This is a genomic window from Streptomyces sp. MNU89 (assembly GCF_020982505.1).
GTDB lineage: Bacteria > Actinomycetota > Actinomycetes > Streptomycetales > Streptomycetaceae > Streptomyces > Streptomyces xinghaiensis.
The window spans coordinates 2,767,145-2,784,007 of the sequence record NZ_JAJKLL010000001.1 but is presented as its reverse complement, the minus strand read 5'-3'; the positions used below and the strand labels follow the sequence as shown (position 1 = coordinate 2,784,007).

The 16,863-nt window shown below is 71.9% G+C and carries 18 protein-coding genes and 1 pseudogene; 11 read left to right on the top strand and 8 right to left on the bottom strand.

Features of this window, described 5'->3' with window-relative positions; translation table 11 throughout:
- Positions 1-139 precede the first annotated feature (139 nt).
- Entirely contained in the window at positions 140-829 is a 690-nt protein-coding gene (locus tag E4N63_RS11880) for an ABC transporter ATP-binding protein (RefSeq protein WP_125623599.1), read from the top strand.
- Between the two features lie 153 nt (positions 830-982).
- On the opposite strand, the gene E4N63_RS11875 is transcribed toward E4N63_RS11880, so the two are convergent.
- Positions 983-1,375: a hypothetical protein gene (locus E4N63_RS11875; protein WP_125623600.1), complete on the bottom strand. Its 393-nt coding sequence runs from the start codon at positions 1,373-1,375 to the stop codon at positions 983-985.
- Between the two features lie 149 nt (positions 1,376-1,524).
- Positions 1,525-2,427: a hypothetical protein gene (locus E4N63_RS11870; protein ID WP_230240613.1), complete on the bottom strand. Its 903-nt coding sequence runs from the start codon at positions 2,425-2,427 to the stop codon at positions 1,525-1,527.
- A gap of 298 nt (positions 2,428-2,725) precedes the next feature.
- Here E4N63_RS11870 and E4N63_RS11865 point away from each other — a divergent pair, with 298 nt between their 5' ends.
- The gene (locus tag E4N63_RS11865; RefSeq protein WP_374112867.1) at positions 2,726-3,223 is read left to right on the top strand and encodes a nuclear transport factor 2 family protein; all 498 of its coding nucleotides are present in this window, start codon (positions 2,726-2,728) and stop codon (positions 3,221-3,223) included.
- An 89-nt stretch (positions 3,224-3,312) separates the two neighbouring features.
- Entirely contained in the window at positions 3,313-3,651 is a 339-nt protein-coding gene (locus E4N63_RS11860) for a DUF1330 domain-containing protein (protein ID WP_125623602.1), read from the top strand.
- A 610-nt stretch (positions 3,652-4,261) separates the two neighbouring features.
- Here the strand turns inward: E4N63_RS11860 and E4N63_RS11855 are convergent.
- Complete coding sequence (locus E4N63_RS11855; protein ID WP_230240611.1) at positions 4,262-4,501, bottom strand: hypothetical protein; 240 nt, start codon at positions 4,499-4,501, stop codon at positions 4,262-4,264.
- A 799-nt stretch (positions 4,502-5,300) separates the two neighbouring features.
- Between E4N63_RS11855 and E4N63_RS11850 the strand changes: the two genes are divergently transcribed.
- The 4 genes and pseudogenes from E4N63_RS11850 (at position 5,301) to E4N63_RS11835 (ending at position 7,656) form a co-directional block, all read left to right on the top strand.
- Positions 5,301-5,765, top strand: a complete 465-nt coding sequence (locus E4N63_RS11850; RefSeq protein ID WP_268271335.1) for a hypothetical protein — start codon at positions 5,301-5,303, stop codon at positions 5,763-5,765.
- A pseudogene (locus E4N63_RS11845) lies at positions 5,762-6,539 on the top strand (transcriptional regulator). Before E4N63_RS11850 ends, E4N63_RS11845 begins: the two are co-directional and overlap by 4 nt.
- Positions 6,540-6,576: 37 nt before the next feature.
- A complete protein-coding gene (locus E4N63_RS11840; RefSeq protein ID WP_105165663.1) occupies positions 6,577-7,014 on the top strand; it encodes a roadblock/LC7 domain-containing protein in 438 nt (145 codons plus the stop codon).
- Positions 7,015-7,281: 267 nt separating this feature from the next.
- Positions 7,282-7,656: a hypothetical protein gene (locus E4N63_RS11835; RefSeq protein WP_125623606.1), complete on the top strand. Its 375-nt coding sequence runs from the start codon at positions 7,282-7,284 to the stop codon at positions 7,654-7,656.
- Positions 7,657-7,987: 331 nt separating this feature from the next.
- Here E4N63_RS11835 and E4N63_RS11830 read toward each other — a convergent pair whose 3' ends face one another.
- The gene (locus E4N63_RS11830; protein ID WP_043465383.1) at positions 7,988-8,275 is read right to left on the bottom strand and encodes a hypothetical protein; all 288 of its coding nucleotides are present in this window, start codon (positions 8,273-8,275) and stop codon (positions 7,988-7,990) included.
- Positions 8,276-8,668: 393 nt separating this feature from the next.
- Between E4N63_RS11830 and E4N63_RS11825 the strand changes: the two genes are divergently transcribed.
- The 3 genes from E4N63_RS11825 to E4N63_RS11815 all read left to right on the top strand — a co-directional run bounded on the left by E4N63_RS11825 (position 8,669) and on the right by E4N63_RS11815 (position 12,060).
- Positions 8,669-9,334: a lytic polysaccharide monooxygenase gene (locus tag E4N63_RS11825; RefSeq protein ID WP_230240609.1), complete on the top strand. Its 666-nt coding sequence runs from the start codon at positions 8,669-8,671 to the stop codon at positions 9,332-9,334.
- A 199-nt stretch (positions 9,335-9,533) separates the two neighbouring features.
- A complete protein-coding gene (locus E4N63_RS11820) occupies positions 9,534-10,148 on the top strand; it encodes a dihydrofolate reductase family protein (RefSeq protein ID WP_125623609.1) in 615 nt (204 codons plus the stop codon).
- A gap of 466 nt (positions 10,149-10,614) precedes the next feature.
- The gene (locus E4N63_RS11815) at positions 10,615-12,060 is read left to right on the top strand and encodes a recombinase family protein (RefSeq protein ID WP_230240608.1); all 1,446 of its coding nucleotides are present in this window, start codon (positions 10,615-10,617) and stop codon (positions 12,058-12,060) included.
- 137 nt (positions 12,061-12,197) lie between these two features.
- On the opposite strand, the gene E4N63_RS11810 is transcribed toward E4N63_RS11815, so the two are convergent.
- The 4 genes from E4N63_RS11810 to E4N63_RS11795 form a co-directional block, all read right to left on the bottom strand.
- Entirely contained in the window at positions 12,198-13,577 is a 1,380-nt protein-coding gene (locus tag E4N63_RS11810; RefSeq protein WP_230240607.1) for a replication initiator, read from the bottom strand.
- Positions 13,578-13,896: 319 nt separating this feature from the next.
- The gene (locus E4N63_RS11805; protein ID WP_230242721.1) at positions 13,897-14,088 is read right to left on the bottom strand and encodes a hypothetical protein; all 192 of its coding nucleotides are present in this window, start codon (positions 14,086-14,088) and stop codon (positions 13,897-13,899) included.
- The gene (locus E4N63_RS11800; RefSeq protein ID WP_230240606.1) at positions 14,085-15,389 is read right to left on the bottom strand and encodes an FtsK/SpoIIIE domain-containing protein; all 1,305 of its coding nucleotides are present in this window, start codon (positions 15,387-15,389) and stop codon (positions 14,085-14,087) included. The genes E4N63_RS11805 and E4N63_RS11800 overlap by 4 nt, the downstream gene beginning before the upstream one ends.
- A complete protein-coding gene (locus E4N63_RS11795; protein ID WP_230240605.1) occupies positions 15,389-15,730 on the bottom strand; it encodes a hypothetical protein in 342 nt (113 codons plus the stop codon). The genes E4N63_RS11800 and E4N63_RS11795 overlap by 1 nt, the downstream gene beginning before the upstream one ends.
- Positions 15,731-15,899: 169 nt before the next feature.
- Here E4N63_RS11795 and E4N63_RS11790 point away from each other — a divergent pair, with 169 nt between their 5' ends.
- Entirely contained in the window at positions 15,900-16,673 is a 774-nt protein-coding gene (locus E4N63_RS11790) for a GntR family transcriptional regulator (protein ID WP_230240604.1), read from the top strand.
- The last annotated feature ends 190 nt before the right edge of the window (positions 16,674-16,863 follow it).

Genomic DNA, 16,863 nt, shown 5'->3' with positions numbered 1-16,863 from the left:
CGGTCCTCCGCGCGGCCCCGGTCTCGTCCCCGAACGGCACGGCTCCGACGGCCCGGCTCGTACAGCCGTACGCGGAGGCCACGCCTTCCCCCCGGCCCGCGCGGCACCGCGCGGTCCCCGCCATCCACCCAGGAGCGACATGTACCAGCTGACAGGCGTCACCAAGCGCTACACCCGGGGCAAGGAGACCATCGACGCCCTCGCCGGTGTCGATCTCACCATCGACGACGGCGACCGGCTCGTCATCCAGGGCCCCACCGGCGGCGGCAAGTCCACCCTGCTCCAGATGCTCGGCGGCCTCGACCGCCCGACCACGGGCAGCGTCGAACTCGACGGCGTGGATCTCGCCCGGCTGAGCGAGGCCCGGCTCACCGCCGTACGGGCCGAGAAGATCGGCTTCGTCTTCCAGAGCTTCAACCTGATCCCCACGCTCACCGCGCAGGAGAACGTCGAGACCGCCCTCGTCCCGCTGCGGGTGAAAGCGGCGGAGCGGCGGCAGCGGGCGGCCGAGGCCCTCGGCTCCGTCGGGCTGGGGGAGCGGCTCGGCCATCTGCCGGGCGAACTGTCGGGCGGCCAGCAGCAGCGGGTGGCGATCGCGCGTGCTCTGGTGAAGCGGCCCGGGGTGCTGCTCGCCGACGAGCCGACCGGCAACCTCGACGAGGGGACCCGGGACGACATCGTCGACCTGCTGGAAGGGCTCTGGAAGGAGCACTCCCTGACCTTCGTGATGGTCACCCACGACAGCGCCGTCGCCCGGCGTGCTCCCCGTCTCGCCACCATCGAGGCGGGGAGGCTGACGGTCGCGGAGCAGGCCGTCCCGGCTTCCTGAGTCCCGGCCGGGCTCTCCGTACGACGGTGGCGAGCGCCTGCGAACGGCACCGGCACCCGGGCCACCGGACCGCGGCCGGCGCGGCGGGGCGGCGGCGCGGGTGGCGCGGGTGGCACGGGTGGCGGAGAGGAGGAGGGGTGGGAGAGGCAGGTCTCAGCGGACTCTGCCGTAGAGCCGGTAGTTCACCGCGATCATCATCCCGAGGCCGACGAAGAACCCGATGGCCGAGGCCTTCAGTACGGCGGCCCCGCTCAGTCCGACCAGGAAGCCGATGGCACTCCCCGCCAGAGCCCCGTAGGCCGCTGACCGCACCTCGCGGATCATCTTCGTGCGCACGCCGTGGATGGCCAGCCACAGCGCCAGCAGCGCGACGCCCGCCAGGATGCCGAGCAGCCAGGCTCCCCCGAGGGAGGCACCGCCCTCCTGGTCGAGGAAGCCGGCGTAGAAGCCGAAGACGACGCTGGTCACGACGGGTGTCCGCCAGATGTTCCGCCCGCGGGGCCGGGCGTGTGCCGCTGTGCCGCGGCGCTCCGCCTGGGTCTGCATGGCGCGGCTCCTCTCTCCCGCTGCCCCCGCTCTTTCCAGAGCACACCCGGCCGGCCGGTACGTCAATTCGATCAGCCCCCGCCGGGCACCCGGGCGGGGGCTGATCGCGGGCGGTGAGGACCCGCCGCCTGCCGTACAGCACCGTGCCGTCACGGCACGGTGCTGTACGTGTACTGCGGCAGACCGCTCTGCCGGTCCACCCCGGCGAGCATGTCGTCGGGCACGGTGGACGGGACCTCCCAGCCGCCCGGGTGGACGGAGTGGCCGTAGGAGTCGTAGAAGTCGTAGGCGTCGTCGAGGTCGGTGCTGCTGCGGCGGTGCCGTCCGGACCGAGCCTCCCCGCCCGGGCCGCTGCCCGCCCAGGGCGGTGAGAGCCGTCCCTCGGCCGACAACTGCTGGGCCCGGGAGATCAGCCGGGCCAGATCGAGGCCGAACTCGGCGGCCAGGACCTGGAGATCGACCCCGGTCTGCCAGCTGCCGACGAGCAGCGCGTCCATGGCGCCGGACCAGCGCGGTTCGCGGAGCTGCTGCTGGGGCTGTGCCTGCGGCTGGGGTTGCTGCGGGGCAGGCGGTGGCTGGTGCTGGTGCTGGGTCTGCTGCGGGACCGGTGTCTGGTGTTGCTGGTAGTGCTGGTAGTAGGTGTGCTGCTGGTGCTGGGTCTGCTGGTACTGCGTGGGGGGCTGGGCGGGGGCGTAGTGCTGGTACGCCATCGGGTCCGCGTACGCATCGTGCGCCGTCCCCGGTACCCCGGCCGCCCCAGCGGCTCCCGGCATTCCGGCCGTTCCCATGGGCTGTGCGGTGACGGCCTCCGGTGCCGTCAGCGCCTCCGCCTGTCCGTCCTCCGGCGCCACCGCCGCGGCGGCCAGCAACTGGTCCGCCACCCCGCGGGCGTCCTCCTTGCCCACCGTCCGCCGCGCGACGCGCACTTCGCGTTCGTTCAGCCCCAGCACGCCGGCCACCGCGCCGTCGCTGCCGACCGTGACCGCGAACGCCGCCAGCAGGCGCGACCTGTGCACCTGGGCCTCGTCCAGAGTCGCCTGCGCCGAGCGCACCTGATCGTCACTCCGACAGAACGCTTCTGCCAACACCGTGTTCCGTTCCCACCACTGCCGCGGCTCCATGACGCGACAACGCCCCTACGGATGATCGGGTAACCCTCCGGACGCCTCTCGTTGGGCCAAGTGGGTGGTATGTCGCATGGACGTTTCTTCTTTCCGCTCCTCCGTTCGCTTCTCCGCCGGCGTCCGCGCATGACCCGGGAGGTAATCGACCCCGCCGGAACCCGGCGGCAGGATCGTGCACGGGAGGACGGAATCCCGCACGACCAGCGAAAGGCCCGCCATGACCGGCATGTTGAACCCCTCCGGCGAGTCCGGGAGCAGCACGGTGGCCAGGGGCTCCGACCCCGTCGGCCGCTCCGGGGAGGAGACCGGGGAGGCGGCCACCCGGCAGAGCGTGCGGGAGTTCCTGCGGCGCGTGACGGAGGGCGATCCGGACCGCATCGCGGCCCTCTACGCCGACGAAGTCGACTGGATGGTCGCCGAGAACCCGGCGGTCCCGTGGATCAAACCGCGCCCGACCCGTGCCGATGTCGCCGGGCACTGGGCCGATCTGGCCGCGCACACCGTGAGCGGGGAGGGGTGGGCGACGGTCGGCGCGATCGTCGTCGACGGCGCCGAGGCCGTGGTAACGGGGGAACTCGGCGGGACGGTCGCCGCCACCGGCAAGACCTTCAGGAGCCCCTTCGCCCTCCGTCTGACCGTTGAAAACGGTCTGATCACCCGGCATCACGTCTACGAGGACAGCCTGGCCGTGGCGGCCGCCTGCACCCCGGACGCCGCGGCCTGAGCCGCCGTCACCACCGGCGCGGCTCCGCCCCGCGCCCGCCCATGCCGGTCCGTGCCGGCCATCCGCGACAGCCGTTTCGAGGAGAGACCATGCCCGCCTACGCCATCGGCCACTTCACCAGCGTCCGTCCGCACCCCGACGTCATCGACTACGTGGAGCGGATCCAGGCCACACTCGACCCGTACTCCGGCCGGTTCCTCGTCCACGGAGGGCCGGTCGAGGCACTGGAAGGCGAGTGCGGGGCGGAGCTGGTCGTCATCGAGTTCCCGGGGGCGGACGAAGCCCGGGCCTGGTACAACTCGCCCGGCTACCAGGAGATCCTGCCGCTGCGCACCCGGCACGTCGACGGCGACGCCTTCCTGATCGAGGGGGTCGGGCCGGACTACGACCCCGCCCGGAAGGGCGAGGTGCTGCGCCGTTCGCTCTGAGCGGGTCCGGCCGAGCGGGCTCTTCCGCCCGCGCCGGAGTGGACGGGGTGTCCGTCGGATCCTGTGACGTCTGGGGGATCAGGGGCCGTTGAGCTGGGTGTTGCTGAGTGTTGCCGGGTGATGTTCCCGCCGGGCCGTGCCGTGGGGGGACCGCGGGCGCCCGGCGGCGCTTACCACGGGCCCGCGACGCGGGGATGCCCCCCGTGTAACAACTGGCCGAGGAGTCTGGCATTCCGGGGTGGCCGCCCCTACGGTGGGAGCGCTCCCACTCTTGCCCCTCGGGAGAGTCCACGGCCCGAGGGCGGAATTCCGGCCCGGCCGGCGAGAAGACGCGGAGGCGCCACGGTCCCCCACAGGCCGTGGCGCCTCCGTCCCTTTCCGGGCGGCGGCCCGCCGCGCCGCGTCTCCGTACGCCGGTCACCGTGCGGCCACGGGCGCGGAGCGGGGCGTGAGGAGAGCTACTCCTCCAGGGGCGGCCGAGGGTGCACTCCGGAGGGCGGACCGGGCGGACCGGCGGAGGCGCCGGAACGGCTGCCTCCAGGGAGAAGCCGGTGGGCGTAGCCGTCCCCGGCTGTCCGTGCCGCGTCCGCGTCGTACCCGTACGGAGTGATCAGCGCGGCGGGGTCCCGCCCTCGGGTCCGTCCGCCGGTATCGCGCCGGAGGGCAGGGGGCGGCCGTCACACAGCGCGCTGAAGACCTCGTCCGTGAGGGCGTCCGGTCCGTGCTCGGCGAGGAACGCCTGGGCGCGGCCGAGCGGAGAGTCCGCAGGGGCGGGCTCCTCGGAAAGCTCCACGCCGAGGATCATCGCGCCGAAGAGGGCTCCGATGTGCTGCGGGTCCTGTGAGTCCATGCCGGGAGCGTAGATCCGGGCACTGACACCGATGCCGATGCCGATGTCGATGCCCGGGTTCCGGTGGCCGCGCGGTGGCGTACGGAGGCCGGGGCCGGGTGCGTGCGCGGCGTTGCCCCGGGCCCGTGGCGGGCTCTCTCAGGAGTCCCGCCTCCCGTCGCCCTTCGGGGTCGCGAACAGGAGGTAGAGGGCAATGCAGAAGCCGATCCCCAGGACGATCATCGACGTACCGCTCACGCTGCACCGCTTCCTTCGGCCGGATCTCGTGGACAAGGGCTAACACAGTCACGGGCTCCGGCTCCACTTTCTTCGCTTTCCGTATACCCGCTGTTCGCGGCCGTCCACGGTGCGCGACGCCCTGCGGGGCCTGCGGGCGCGGAGGGGTGGCGGTGCGGTGGCATGGCGGGCCGGGGGCGCGGAGGGCCCCGTACAGCGCCTTGGAGCAGGGTGGTCCCGCGGTCCACGGCCCCTCGGCTCCCGGCCCGTCCGGCCACTGCCCGCCGACTGCCTCGCCCCGCCGTCTGTCACCTGCCGGATTCCTCCGCCGGGCCGACCGACTCCCGTCCGACCTGGGGAGATGCCGGCGCGGCAGGCGCCGCCCCCGCGCATCGCGAGCGGACGCGCAGCGAGGGCGCCGTCACCCTATGCGACCGCTTGGATATGCCGCAGGAGAATGCCCGAATTCCCGTGCGAGTGGGGCACGTTGCGTAACCTTCTGGTCACTGGAGCGGGGTGACGCCCGCCTCAGCACGCTTGGGATGGGGAGGGCACCGGCGTGTCCGGAATCGATGAGTGCCTGATGGAAGCCATGGTGCTGCCCGGCGCGCGGGGTGCCGCCGTGATCGAGTGGACGAGCGGGCTCGCCCTGGGCACGGCGGGGGACGCCCCCAACGGCGACCACGAGGTCACCGCGGCCGAGATGGCCGAGATCGCCCGGCTGGCCGCCGAGCACACCGCGTTCGGCTCGGCCGAGGAGAACGGGGCCGGCGGCGCCCGGGCGGGGGCCGGACCGGAGCGCAGGGGCGACGGAGAGCAGCCGGGCCTCGCGGAGCCCTCGGCCCGGGTGCCCGGCGGAAGGGACGCTGATGTCCCCGTGGAGGACGTTCTGCTCACCACCCGTACCGGCTACCACCTGCTGCGCTTCGTCGAGAACACCCTGGACAGCAGCGTCTTCGTCTACCTGTGGCTCGGCCGGGACGACGGAAACCTGGCCCTGGCCCGGCTGCGGCTGCGCGATCTGGTCGAACGGCTGGCCCTGATATGAGGACGGGAACGGCGGTACGGCCGGCGCTCTCCCCGCTCCTGGTCCGCATGGCCGCGCGGCGGGCCACCGGGGCGCTGTTCGGGGACTCCGGCACGCTCTACCTGGTCGACGGGCGGATCGTGCACGCGGAGAGCCCTGCGGCCCCCGGCCTGGACATCCTGCTGGCCGCCGGCGGGAGACTGCCCGCCGAGGGCTGGCGGGAGGCGATCGCGCAGGCCGGTGCCCGCCGGGAGGTCGGCCGCTTCCTGGTGGAGAGCGGGCGGCTGGCCGGCGGCGAACTGGAGATCTGCCATCTCGGCGCGCTGTTCGACGCGGCCTACTTCGCGCTGGCCCCGGGCCGCGGCCCGGTCCGCTTCCGCCACGGCGCCGCGCACTGGCTCGGCCCTGTACGGCCGGTGCGCGTCGAGGCCGTCGAACGGGAGACCCGCCGGCGCAGGGCGCTGCTGGAGGCGGTGTGGCCGCATCCGCAGGTCGACACCGCCCCCGTGGTGCGGCGCGCCCCGATACGGGCGCCGGCGGTCACCCGCAGGCAGCGGGCCCTACTGGACCTCGCGGACGGGGTGCGCACCGCCGCGGAGATCGCCCGGCTGCTGGGACGCCCGGCCTTCCACGCCCTGCTGGACATACGGAGGCTCGCGGCGGCGGGGCACGTCGAGACGCCCCGCCCGGGGAAGCACCGCCCCGCCCGCCCTGCCCGCTTGGGTCGCGGACATCTCCGACGACCCGGACGTCGAACTGCTGCGCCGGCTCCGTGCCGCACTGGAGGCCATGTGAATTCCCCGTCCACCCATGAGGCCCCCTCAGCGGTGTCATGAGGCGAGCACTCCGACAGCGCGCCGAGAGGAGGCAGCTGATGAAAACGGAACCCGAAATCCTGGAGGAACTGGGCCGGTTGCGAGCCCGCGTGCCCGGGGTGACCGGGGCCCTGGCGGCCAGCGCCGACGGGCTCGTCCTGGCCCAGGACGGCGCGGGGGAGGGCGCCGAGGGAGTCGCCGCACTGACCGCGGCCGCCCTCGGGGTGGCCCTGCGGCTGACGGACGCCACCGGCCGCGGGAGCTTCCGCGAACTGCTGGCCCGGGGCGACCGGGGCTATGTCGCGACCTACGCGGCCGGAACGGCGACCGTCGTCACCGTCCTGGCCGGGCCGCGCACCAACGTGGGCCGGCTCCATCTGGAGGCGCGGCGGTCCGGGGCGCGCATCGGGGAGATGGTCGACGGCGCACTCGAACGGCCGGAGCAGGGCGGCTGAGCAGCGGGCCCGGGCGGGCCGCCCGCTCTGCCTGCCCGGCTCTGCCTGCCCGGTCACGGGTGGCCGGAGTACGGGCCCGCGGGAGAGCCCGTACGAGCGCCGTCCCGCTACGGAGCGTGCCTCGTCCGCCGGTGTGCCGGTGCACGGAGGCCGGGGCGTACAGACGTGGTGGCGTACGGGGCTGCGCGTCCACCCGGGTCTTTCCGCCCCGGCGGAAAGACCCCCACAGAACAGAACACCCAACAGGGAAAGGAAGAAGGAACGGATATGAGCAACACGGAAACCGCCCTCAAGGAAACGATGACGTCGATCGAGGGCGCCGTCGGCGTCGCGCTCGTCGACTTCAACAGCGGCATGGCGCTCGGAACCCTCGGCGGCGGCAAGGACCTCGATCTGGGCGTGGCCGCGGCGGGCAACACCGACGTGGTGCGGGCCAAGGTGCGCACCATGGAGCACCTGGGGCTGAAGGACGAGATCGAGGACATCCTCATCACGCTGGGCACCCAGTACCACCTGATCCGGCTGATGAAGGGCCGCGGCAAGAGCGGTCTCTTCCTCTATCTGGCCCTGGACCGCGGCCGCGCCAACCTGGCGATGGCCCGCCACCAGCTCAGGCAGATCGAGGCGGGCCTGGAGGTCTGACGGGCCGCCGGGTCCGCGGTTTCTCGGGGTCCGCACGAGGTCCGGGGAGTACGGCGCGCCCCGGCCGGGGCGCGGATGTGCCGCCGGAGACCCGCTCGCGCGGAGGGCCGGAAGGGCCGCCTTCCGGCTCCCCGCGGCGGGGCGGGGTCCCGGCTCGAACGCGTGGTCACCGGCGCGCCGGCGGCTGATCCTCCGGGCTCGTGTTCGTCCGGGTCGGGGAGCGCCGAAGGGATGACGGGATCACGCGGCCGCGACAACACCGGCGGCGTCGTGATGACAGAACCGCCCCGGTCTCCGCGTCCCGGGCACCCGGCCCGGCCCCGGGGTGTTCCTAGCGCCAGCCGGTGGCGGGCCCGGGACGGACGGGGGCGATGCGGAAGGGCCCCGCCGCCCCGGCCGCGTAGAAGACCGTGGTGCCGTCCGTGCAGGTCACCCAGACCGGTCGCTGCCATTGCAGGCATTTCTCCAGCCGGGGCCGGAGGACGAGATCGACCATGGTTTCGTCGGCCGAAACGGGTTCGAGAACGGTGGGCTCGTGTTCCAGGTGGGGGGCGGAGTGGATGGAATACACCGGAAGCCATGTGCCATTCACCAGAATCTCGGCGCGCACCTGAGTCATCTCACCAGCATGGCCCACCCACCGGGCCGCCGCTCCCCAGCGGCGGCACTCTGTGACCGAGGGGACGCACGTGGCGCGTGGTATCGGCCCGCGGCTGGGACCCGCGGTGTCGACCACGGGGGCGTGACACGGGTCGCCGTCGCCGGATCGGCATCGAGCGGGGGCGGTGCTTCCGAGGCGGGGCCGCGGTCTCCCCTGGTCTCCGCGACCGTCAGCGACGCGGGTGCCGGGACGGGTGTGCGTACCGGGTGAGGACGAGGGTGGGCTTCGGGGGCCTCCGCCGCTCATCGCCGCGTCCGTCCCGTCCGTGTGAAGCGTTTCGGGTTTCACCCGGACGGGTAGTGTGGGAGCGCTCCCAACTTCGAAGCCCACGCCGGAAGGCGGAGATTGCCAGTGCATTGGCATGAACGCGCAAAACTGTCTTGGCCGCTTCGCGTCCTCACCCTCCTGTCCGCGGCGCTGCTCTGCCTGATCCCCTGGTCGGGCACCGCCGTCGCCCACGGCTCGGTCACCGACCCGGCGTCCCGCAACTACGGCTGCTGGGAACGCTGGGGCAGCGACTTCCAGAACCCGGCCATGGCCCAGCAGGACCCCATGTGCTGGCAGGCGTGGCAGGACGACACCAACGCGATGTGGAACTGGAACGGGCTGTACCGGGAGAACGTGGGCGGCAACCACCGGGCAGCCATCCCGGACGGGCAGCTGTGCAGCGCCGGCCTGACCGGGGACGGCCGCTACGCCTCGATGGACACACCCGGGCCGTGGAAGACCACGGACGTCGGAGCCGCCTTCACGGTGACGCTGACGGACCAGGCCCACCACGGCGCGGACTACATCCAGGTCTACGTCACCAAGCAGGGCTTCGACCCGGCCACGCAGCGGCTGGGCTGGGGCGATCTCGAACTGGTGGCGGAAACGGGCAGGATCGCCCCCAGCGGGACCATGCCGGTCGACATCCGCACCTCGGGCCGCAGCGGCCACCACGTCGTCTACACGATCTGGCAGGCCTCGCACGCCGACCAGTCGTACTACATCTGCAGTGACGTCAACTTCCGCTGACCGGTCCGCCGAACCAGGGGCCCCACCGGACGCACGCACCGTCCGGCGGGGCCCCGCCCGTTCCCGCAGGTTTCCGCCGGTTCCCGCCCGCCTCCGGCAGGCGGGGACGGTCGCGTGTCGCGAGGATGTCGAATATGCCGGTTCCCGATCGACGCAGGGGTGAAGGCATGACGTTCCACGACTCCAGGAGCACACCATCGTGACCGTAACCGCGGATCTGGCCGTCTCCCTCGACGGCTTCATGGCCGGCACCGACGTCACCCCCGACAACCCGGGCGGCGACGGCGGCGAGCCGCTGTTCGAGTGGATCCACAACCTGGCGAGCTGGCGGGAGCGCCAGGGCATGACCGGCGGGGAGGAGAACCGCGACTCCAAGCTGATGCGCGAGTGGTTCGAGGCCACCGGGGCCGTGGTCATGGGCCGGACGATGTACGACACGGGCGAGGAGTTCTGGGGCGGCAACCCGCCGTTCCGCGCCCCGGTCTTCGTGCTCACCCACCGCCCCCGCCCGGCCCTGGCCAAGGAGGGCGGCACCACCTTCACCTTCGTCACGGACGGCATCCACAGCGCCCTCGACCGGGCGAGGGCCGCCGCCGGGGACAGGAACGTCGACATCGCGGGCGGCGCGAGCACGGTACGGCAGTACCTCCGGGAAGGGCTCATCGACGAGCTGCACCTGCATGTGGTGCCCGTGCTCCTGGGAGACGGCCTGCGGCTCTTCGAAGGACTGGGCACCGAGCGGCGGGACCTGGAGCCCCTCGGGGTGGTCCACACGCCCCTCGCCACCCACCTGAAGTACCGCTTCGTGCGGTGATCCGGCGCGGCTGACCAGACCGGTGGACGAGGACGGCTCGTGAGGCGGGCGGGCAGGCGGACGAACGGCCGGCTCCGGCTGCGGGCAGAGGCAGGGGGCCCACCTGCTTCCCGGCGTCCTGTGGTGTGACACGCCCCAGCCCCGGCGGTCGGATCTGCGGTGCGCCGGGTGATCACGAGGCCGGACTTCCCGGGCGGCGCCGTGTTGTCAGCGGCCCCGCATACGGTGCGTGGTACCGGCCGGACGGAGATCGTGAGGGACTCGCGGCCATGGGGGGTGGGTGTGGAAGGTCCCCGGCAGCCGGCCCGGGACTGGAACGGGATCCGTGACCCCACCCCCCACCTCCGTCATGACGCGATCGCCGCCGGCCGCCGGCTGATCATCCGCCGGCTGATCACCCGTCGGCCGGCGCCACCCCGATCGGGCAGGAGACACCGGTGCCTACGAGCGTGTAGCTATGTATCCCATGACCATACGAGCCGCGATCTACTGCCGCATCAGCCAGGACCGGGGCGGGGCCGGGTTGGGCATCGCCCGCCAGGAGGAGGACTGCCGCAAGCTGTGTGAGCGCAAGGGCTGGGAGGTCGTCGAGGTCTACACCGACAACGACGTCAGCGCGTACTCGGGGGCACCCCGGCCGGCCTGGCAAGAGATGATCAGAGACGTCCGGGACGGACAGGTGAACGCCGTTGTCTGCTGGCATGTGGACCGGCTCACCCGGTCACCGCGCGAGCTGGAAGACGTAATCGACCTCGCGGATCGGCACGGCCTGGAACTGGGCACCGTCAGCGGCGAGATCGACCTCGCCACACCGACCGGCCGCATGATCGCCCGCATGCTCGGTGCCGCCGCCCGCCACGAGGCGGAGCACAAGGCCGAGCGGCAGCGCAGGCAGCGCCGCCAGGCGGCCGAGGCCGGGAAGATAGCCGGTGGTGGGAAACGCCCCTTCGGCTACGAGGACGACCGCATAACCGTCCGGGAGAGCGAAGCCGAGATCATCAGGGAGGGCGCCCGCCGAGTGCTGGCCAGTGAGAGCCTGGCGAGCATCTGCCGTGACTGGCAGAAGCGGGGCATCACCACGACGGCGGGCATCCCGTGGAAGCCCAGCGCACTGCGCCGCATGCTGGCATCCGCGCGGATCAGTGGCCGACGCGAGCACACCCCGCGCAGTTCGTGGGAGACGACCCGCCCCCTGCTCGGTGTGATCGTGGCCGACGCTCTGTGGCCCGGGATCATCAGCCACGAGGAATCCGACCGACTGCGTGCGCTGCTGTCCGACCCCGAGCGGCGGCGCCGGGTCGAGGGCAGCACCAGGAGAAGCTATCTGCTGTCCGGCATCCTGCGGTGCGCGAAGCCCCGGGAGGACGGCACACCGTGCGGATTCGGCATGGTGGGCAGGCCCCGCTCCGGCGTCCCGCGCTACGTCTGCCCCAACACACCCGGCACCGACGCCTGCGCCGGGACCGCGACGAACGCCGAGAGGACCGACGCCCACGTACGCGACGTGATCCTGACCGCCCTCGACTCGCCCGCCGTTCGGGAACGCCTCCAGCGGCCCGACGAGGAGGGCAGCGGACTGTACGAGGAGATCCGGACCGATGAGGAGGAGCTTGAAGAACTCGCCCGCGACTTCGGCAACCGGAAGATCAGCCGCAAGGAATGGATGATCGCCCGCCAGTCAGTCGAAGAACGCTTGGAGCGCAACCGCGCGAAGCTGTCGAAGACGTCGAAGGCGACTGTCCTTCTCGACTTCGTAGGCACCTATGAGGACATGCGGGAGCGCTGGGAGAAGCTGAACGACTCCCAGCGCCGCGCCATCGTCACCTCTGTCGTGCGGAGCATAGATGTGGGCCCCGCCAACCCGCGCAAGCGCTGGGACCCGGACCGTTTCATCTTCGACTGGATCGCGTAGAGCGGCGGCACGAGGTGCGGGTCTCCGGACCGACCAGCGCGAAGACCCGCACCACGCGCTCTATCACCGCAGGGTCCTCGATGACGGGCGGGAGACCCTGCCTACGGCGGGACGCGGACACCCGCCTTCTCAGCTCCTCAGGCGCCAAGAGCACCCCCGGAGCCGGACCGCAGCGCTTCCCGGGCAACCTCCCGATTGGTTGCCAGATCTTCGGCAATGCCCGCGGCGATGAGCGCGGCGCCGGGCGAGTGGCCGGAGCCGACGTAGCGCCAGTGGGCATCAGAGGTCGTGTCGGCACCGGAGAGCGACGATGAGCCCTGCACGGCTTGCTCATGCTGGGCACGCTCAGCACGCAGAGCCGCGTAAGTGGTCGAGTAGGCGCGCGATTTGGTCAGGATGTGGCCCCGGTAGCCGAGGGTGTGAGTCCAAGCGCGCAGCCTCAGCGGCTCCAGTTCGGGCAGGCCGCCCAGGCGCCAGCACGTACCCATCAGGGCGCGCACGTGCGCGGACACCGGGGCGGTGCGTACTTCCTCGGCGGAGGTCACCCGGTGGTCGAGGCCGGCCGCGGTCTCGGCTGCACCCTTGCTGACGTACTTCGCCACGTAAGCCGCCACCGCTTCGTCAGACAGCCCATCAGGACCGTAGGACGCACGCAGCGGCCGGACGTCGAGCTGGTCGCCCCACCGCAGGGTGCACTCACCGAGCGCGGCACTGTGCACGGTGGTCAGGCGGACCGCCGCCGCAGCGCTGCGTACGGCATCGGCCAGGGTGTCGGCGTCCGCCCAGAGCGGAGGAGGGCTGGCAGGGTCGCCCGCGCCGTCGAGGCGCACCACGGCGTGAACGTGGACGGCCGCGCGTTTCTGGTACTCGGCCACCTTCGCGTAGGAGACGCGCACCGCCCGGCGGAGACCCGATCGCGTGCGGCCGGTACGGGCGGCCAAGTGGTGGTACAGGTTGTCGGTGAACGCCTTCCACAGCCGTCCCGCGTAGGCGTGCCACAGCACGTGACCGCAGTAGTCGTAGCAACCGGGGCAGAGCGGTTGCCCGATGAGCGGGTCCCCCTCTTCGTGCACGGTCAGGCAGCGAATCAGGCGTCCGTGTTCGCAAGCTCTGCCGCTCCGCCGAGGACGGCACCGCGAGTTCCCGGCGGCGCGGTGCACCGGCCCGAAGCTGGGAGCTGTCAGCGTGAGGAAGACCCGCGGCCGGTCGCGTACGTCAGCGGGTACGTTCTTGCCGCCGACCAGCCCGGCGCGGACCAGGTGGAAGGTATCCCCGGCGTGCAGCCGGGAGCACGGGGCGCAGACAGTGGCCCGGCGGTTGCGGCACCGGACCAGCAGCCGTTCCCCGGGCTCGTCGGCGGTGGTGTAGTGGTGCAGAAGCTCGCCGGTCAGCGCGTCGTAGGTGGTGGTGGAGCCCGCCAGATGCACCGGGTGGGCACAGCCGGCCGTGGCGGTGATCTGCTCCAGCCGGCGGGGGAACAGCGGGTCGGACGCGAGGTGGATGACGTCGCGTTCCACGTCGGAGAGATGGCGCAGGCGCGCCGCGCGGTCGAGAGCGGCGCGCCTGTCGGCCGAGGTCCGATGCTCGGCGGTGATGGTGGGGACCTCCCGGGGTGGGCCGCCGCAGCGGCACGGATGGATGAGGATGGGTGGCTTGGGTCCATGGCGATCACTCCAAAGCGGGTGGGTTGCGAGGCGCGTAGGTCAGCGGATGTTTCCGGCGCCCCGGCAGATGCGGCAGCGGCGTCGGCGGCCGGTGCAGGTCTTCCGTGATCCCTCGCCCTTGCAGATGGGGCAGCGCACGCGGCGCATGGGCATCAGTGGCTCTCTCCTTGTCTCAGGTGTGGAGGAAGCCGCCGGACAGCCAGTCCACGACGGCTTGGACGGTCCACCGGACCGGGGTCAGGGCCAGGTAGAAGCCGAACAAGGCGACGACGGTCGCTTCCCAGGCGCGGATGTCGCGTGAGCGGACCAGGAGCACGGTGACGAGCCCGAAGACCACCACCAGCGGCATCGTCGTACTCGTCACTGCTCCTCGCCCCCGTCCAGTGCGGCCGCTGCGAGCGGCAGGTGCGGAGCCATGTCGGCGTGCTCGGACGCGATGCGCTGAGCGTCCTCCGGAGTGGTCAGGCAGGACCGGCCGCGGACCCAGCCGTCGGCATCGTCCGTGGTGACCGCGACGCCCTTCTGACCGGTGCCGATGCTCTGCGCGACGACCACCGCGTCCTTGTGGAGATCCCCGAGGGTCATCTCCGCTGTGGTGGGATCGTTGACCCGATGGCAGACCCGGCCGCTGAGCTGAGCACGGAGCGCGGTCACACCGGGCCCGAGATCGGAACCGACCCGCTGCCCGGCGATCACCAGGTGCACACCGAGGGCCGCGCCGAGTTGGGCAAGGCGCAGCAGGTAGCTGGAACACTGCTCGGCCTCTGCCCGGTCCTCCTTGGAACCGTTGGTCAGGTACAGCTCTGCCAACTCGTCCACGATCACGACCACGGGTACGGGCCGTTGCTTCTCCGGCAGTTCCCAGATGGACCGGGCGCCGACGCGGCGGCACGTCCTCATACGTTCCTGCATGTCGGTGACGAGTGCGGTCAACACGGCCACGGCCTCACGGCGACAAGTCGTCAGCGCCGACAGCCGGCCCGCGAACAACCCCAGTTCCATGCCGCCCTTGCAGTCGATCCCGACCAAGGCGACCGGCTGCGGCGCGAGTTGCGAGACGAGCCGTGCCAGGAGCGTGGACTTGCCCGACTGCGTGGCCCCGACGATCAGCCAGTGCGGTACGCGACGGAAGTCCATCACCCACGCACCCCCCGTCTCCAGCACGCCGACCACGGCCGACAGCAGCGGTGGAGAGCCGGTGTCCTCCGGGAGTTGCGGATCGTCGAGCGGATCGACTGCCGTTGCGGTGATCAGTACGGCGCCCCGCCGAGGGGAGGTGACCCGCACACCGTGCACACCCCAGGTGTGCGCCAGCGCGTCGGCAGCTTCAAGGAACGGAGCCGGAGTCTGCCCGGGGCGGAGCCGCACCAGCAGTGACAGGCCGTTCGGCAGAGCCCGCGGGAAGGAGATGCGCGGAGGCGTCGAACGCAGGGCCGTACCCTTCACCGCCACGCCACCCAGAACACGCCGGGGCGGCTTGTAGGAGACGGACAGGTCGTTGAGCTGGGCGACCTTGCGCCAGGTCAGCACCACACGTGCGGCGGTGCGGGGGTAGCCGGTCACGTACCAGTGCCAATCAGGCCGCCGCTGGCGCAGCCACTCACCACCGCCCAGCAGCCAGGCCAGGAGTACCAGCCCGACGACGAGCGGGATCACGTGTTCCATCAGGCACCACCGCCCTTGCTCGCGGCAGGCATGACGGGGGTGATAGCAGCGGCACGGAAACTGATCCCGTGCCGGTCGCCCATGGCCCACGAGAAGGCCTCCAGTCCGGTGATACGGACTTCCGCGCCCTCGATGACGCCCTTGGGCTCCCCGGTGACGGCGACTTCGATCACCGACACCCGCCGCTTGTCCTGGCGGACCATGACCGCCACGGTGTAGATCGTGTTGCCTTCTCGGTCTTTCTTGACCTCCTGCTTCTCGTAATCGGCGATCTTCGGTTCCGGTGCCACGGCGCACCGCAGTACGCCGAGGCGGGATGTGTCCACAGGGATGGACTGCATCAGTGGTTGGCCTCCTTGGCCGATCGAGACGCCAGTCGTAGTGCTGACGTCACTCGTCATGACGAGTGACGACTATGCATGCCTTGACGGTTGAGCGCAACCACTTATGCTGACGAGTGACATCGTGCCGGGTACGCGGGCCCGCGCCCCAGACGACAGCGAGGCACCCATGGGAGAGATCCAGCGCCCCGGAGCGCTCTACAAGCAGGTGGCCGCCGCCATCCGTGACGCCATCGCATCCGGGGAGTTCCCGCCAGGTGCGCCGCTGCCCTCAGAGGCCCAGCTCATCGCCCGCTACAGGGTTTCCCGGCCCACCGTGCGGAACGCCATCGCCGCCCTACGCACCGAAGGTCTGATCGAGGTGATTCACGGCAAGGGCAGCTTCGTTCGCGGCGCCCAGGCCCCGGTCCTCACCGTCGCACGCACGATCAGCCGCGATGACGCAGGCAACTTCACCACCGGCCAGGACGCATGGAAGCCGGCCGAGGAGCCCACCGTGTACCGCACGAAAACGACGGTCACCACGGGCGCACTCCTGGCCCTGGGGGAAGGTGAAGCACTCTTCGGCGTAGATCGCCTCCTCACCGACCCCACCACGGGAACCCGCGCCCTGCACCGGACCTTGATCCCGTTCGCCACGGCGGAGGGAACCGCCCTGGCCGAGCATCCGGACGCCGAACCTGCGGAGATCTACACGCTGCTCGCCGAGGCCGGGCATGACCTGTCCTGGGCAGAGACCACCCGCGCCCGCATGCCACTGCCCGACGAACGCGCCACGCTCCAACTGGCAGATGCCGTCCCGGTCATCCACACCACTCGCACCACCCTGGGCCGCGACGACCGCCCGCTGATCGTCGAAGAACTCACGGCCAGCGGCGACCGAGCCCAACTCACCTACCGCATCACCGCGGACGGCCCGAAGCGGGTCCAGCCCACAGCCTGATCCGCCACCCTGTCGAAACCCGTCTTCACTTACTCAAGGCGGCTCGCTCCGCTCACCGCGCGCGGCCCGGCCCCCGGCCGGGCCTGCGCTCCTGTCTCCGCCCCGCTCCAGCCCGGCCAGCGCCCGTCCCGCGCGCTCAGCACTCAGCCGCTTGCCGTAGAAGGGGTACATCGTGGCTGGGGGCTTCGCG

Coding starts and splice junctions, on each gene's coding strand:
- E4N63_RS11880 (WP_125623599.1), top strand. CDS start 140: ATGTACCAGCTGACAGGCGTCACCAAGCGCTACACCCGGGGCAAGGAG.
- E4N63_RS11875 (WP_125623600.1), bottom strand. CDS start 1,375: ATGCAGACCCAGGCGGAGCGCCGCGGCACAGCGGCACACGCCCGGCCC.
- E4N63_RS11865 (WP_374112867.1), top strand. CDS start 2,726: ATGTTGAACCCCTCCGGCGAGTCCGGGAGCAGCACGGTGGCCAGGGGC.
- E4N63_RS11860 (WP_125623602.1), top strand. CDS start 3,313: ATGCCCGCCTACGCCATCGGCCACTTCACCAGCGTCCGTCCGCACCCC.
- E4N63_RS11855 (WP_230240611.1), bottom strand. CDS start 4,501: ATGGACTCACAGGACCCGCAGCACATCGGAGCCCTCTTCGGCGCGATG.
- E4N63_RS11850 (WP_268271335.1), top strand. CDS start 5,301: ATGGAAGCCATGGTGCTGCCCGGCGCGCGGGGTGCCGCCGTGATCGAG.
- E4N63_RS11840 (WP_105165663.1), top strand. CDS start 6,577: ATGAGGCGAGCACTCCGACAGCGCGCCGAGAGGAGGCAGCTGATGAAA.
- E4N63_RS11835 (WP_125623606.1), top strand. CDS start 7,282: ATGAGCAACACGGAAACCGCCCTCAAGGAAACGATGACGTCGATCGAG.
- E4N63_RS11830 (WP_043465383.1), bottom strand. CDS start 8,275: ATGACTCAGGTGCGCGCCGAGATTCTGGTGAATGGCACATGGCTTCCG.
- E4N63_RS11815 (WP_230240608.1), top strand. CDS start 10,615: ATGACCATACGAGCCGCGATCTACTGCCGCATCAGCCAGGACCGGGGC.
- E4N63_RS11800 (WP_230240606.1), bottom strand. CDS start 15,389: ATGGAACACGTGATCCCGCTCGTCGTCGGGCTGGTACTCCTGGCCTGG.
- E4N63_RS11795 (WP_230240605.1), bottom strand. CDS start 15,730: ATGCAGTCCATCCCTGTGGACACATCCCGCCTCGGCGTACTGCGGTGC.
- E4N63_RS11790 (WP_230240604.1), top strand. CDS start 15,900: ATGGGAGAGATCCAGCGCCCCGGAGCGCTCTACAAGCAGGTGGCCGCC.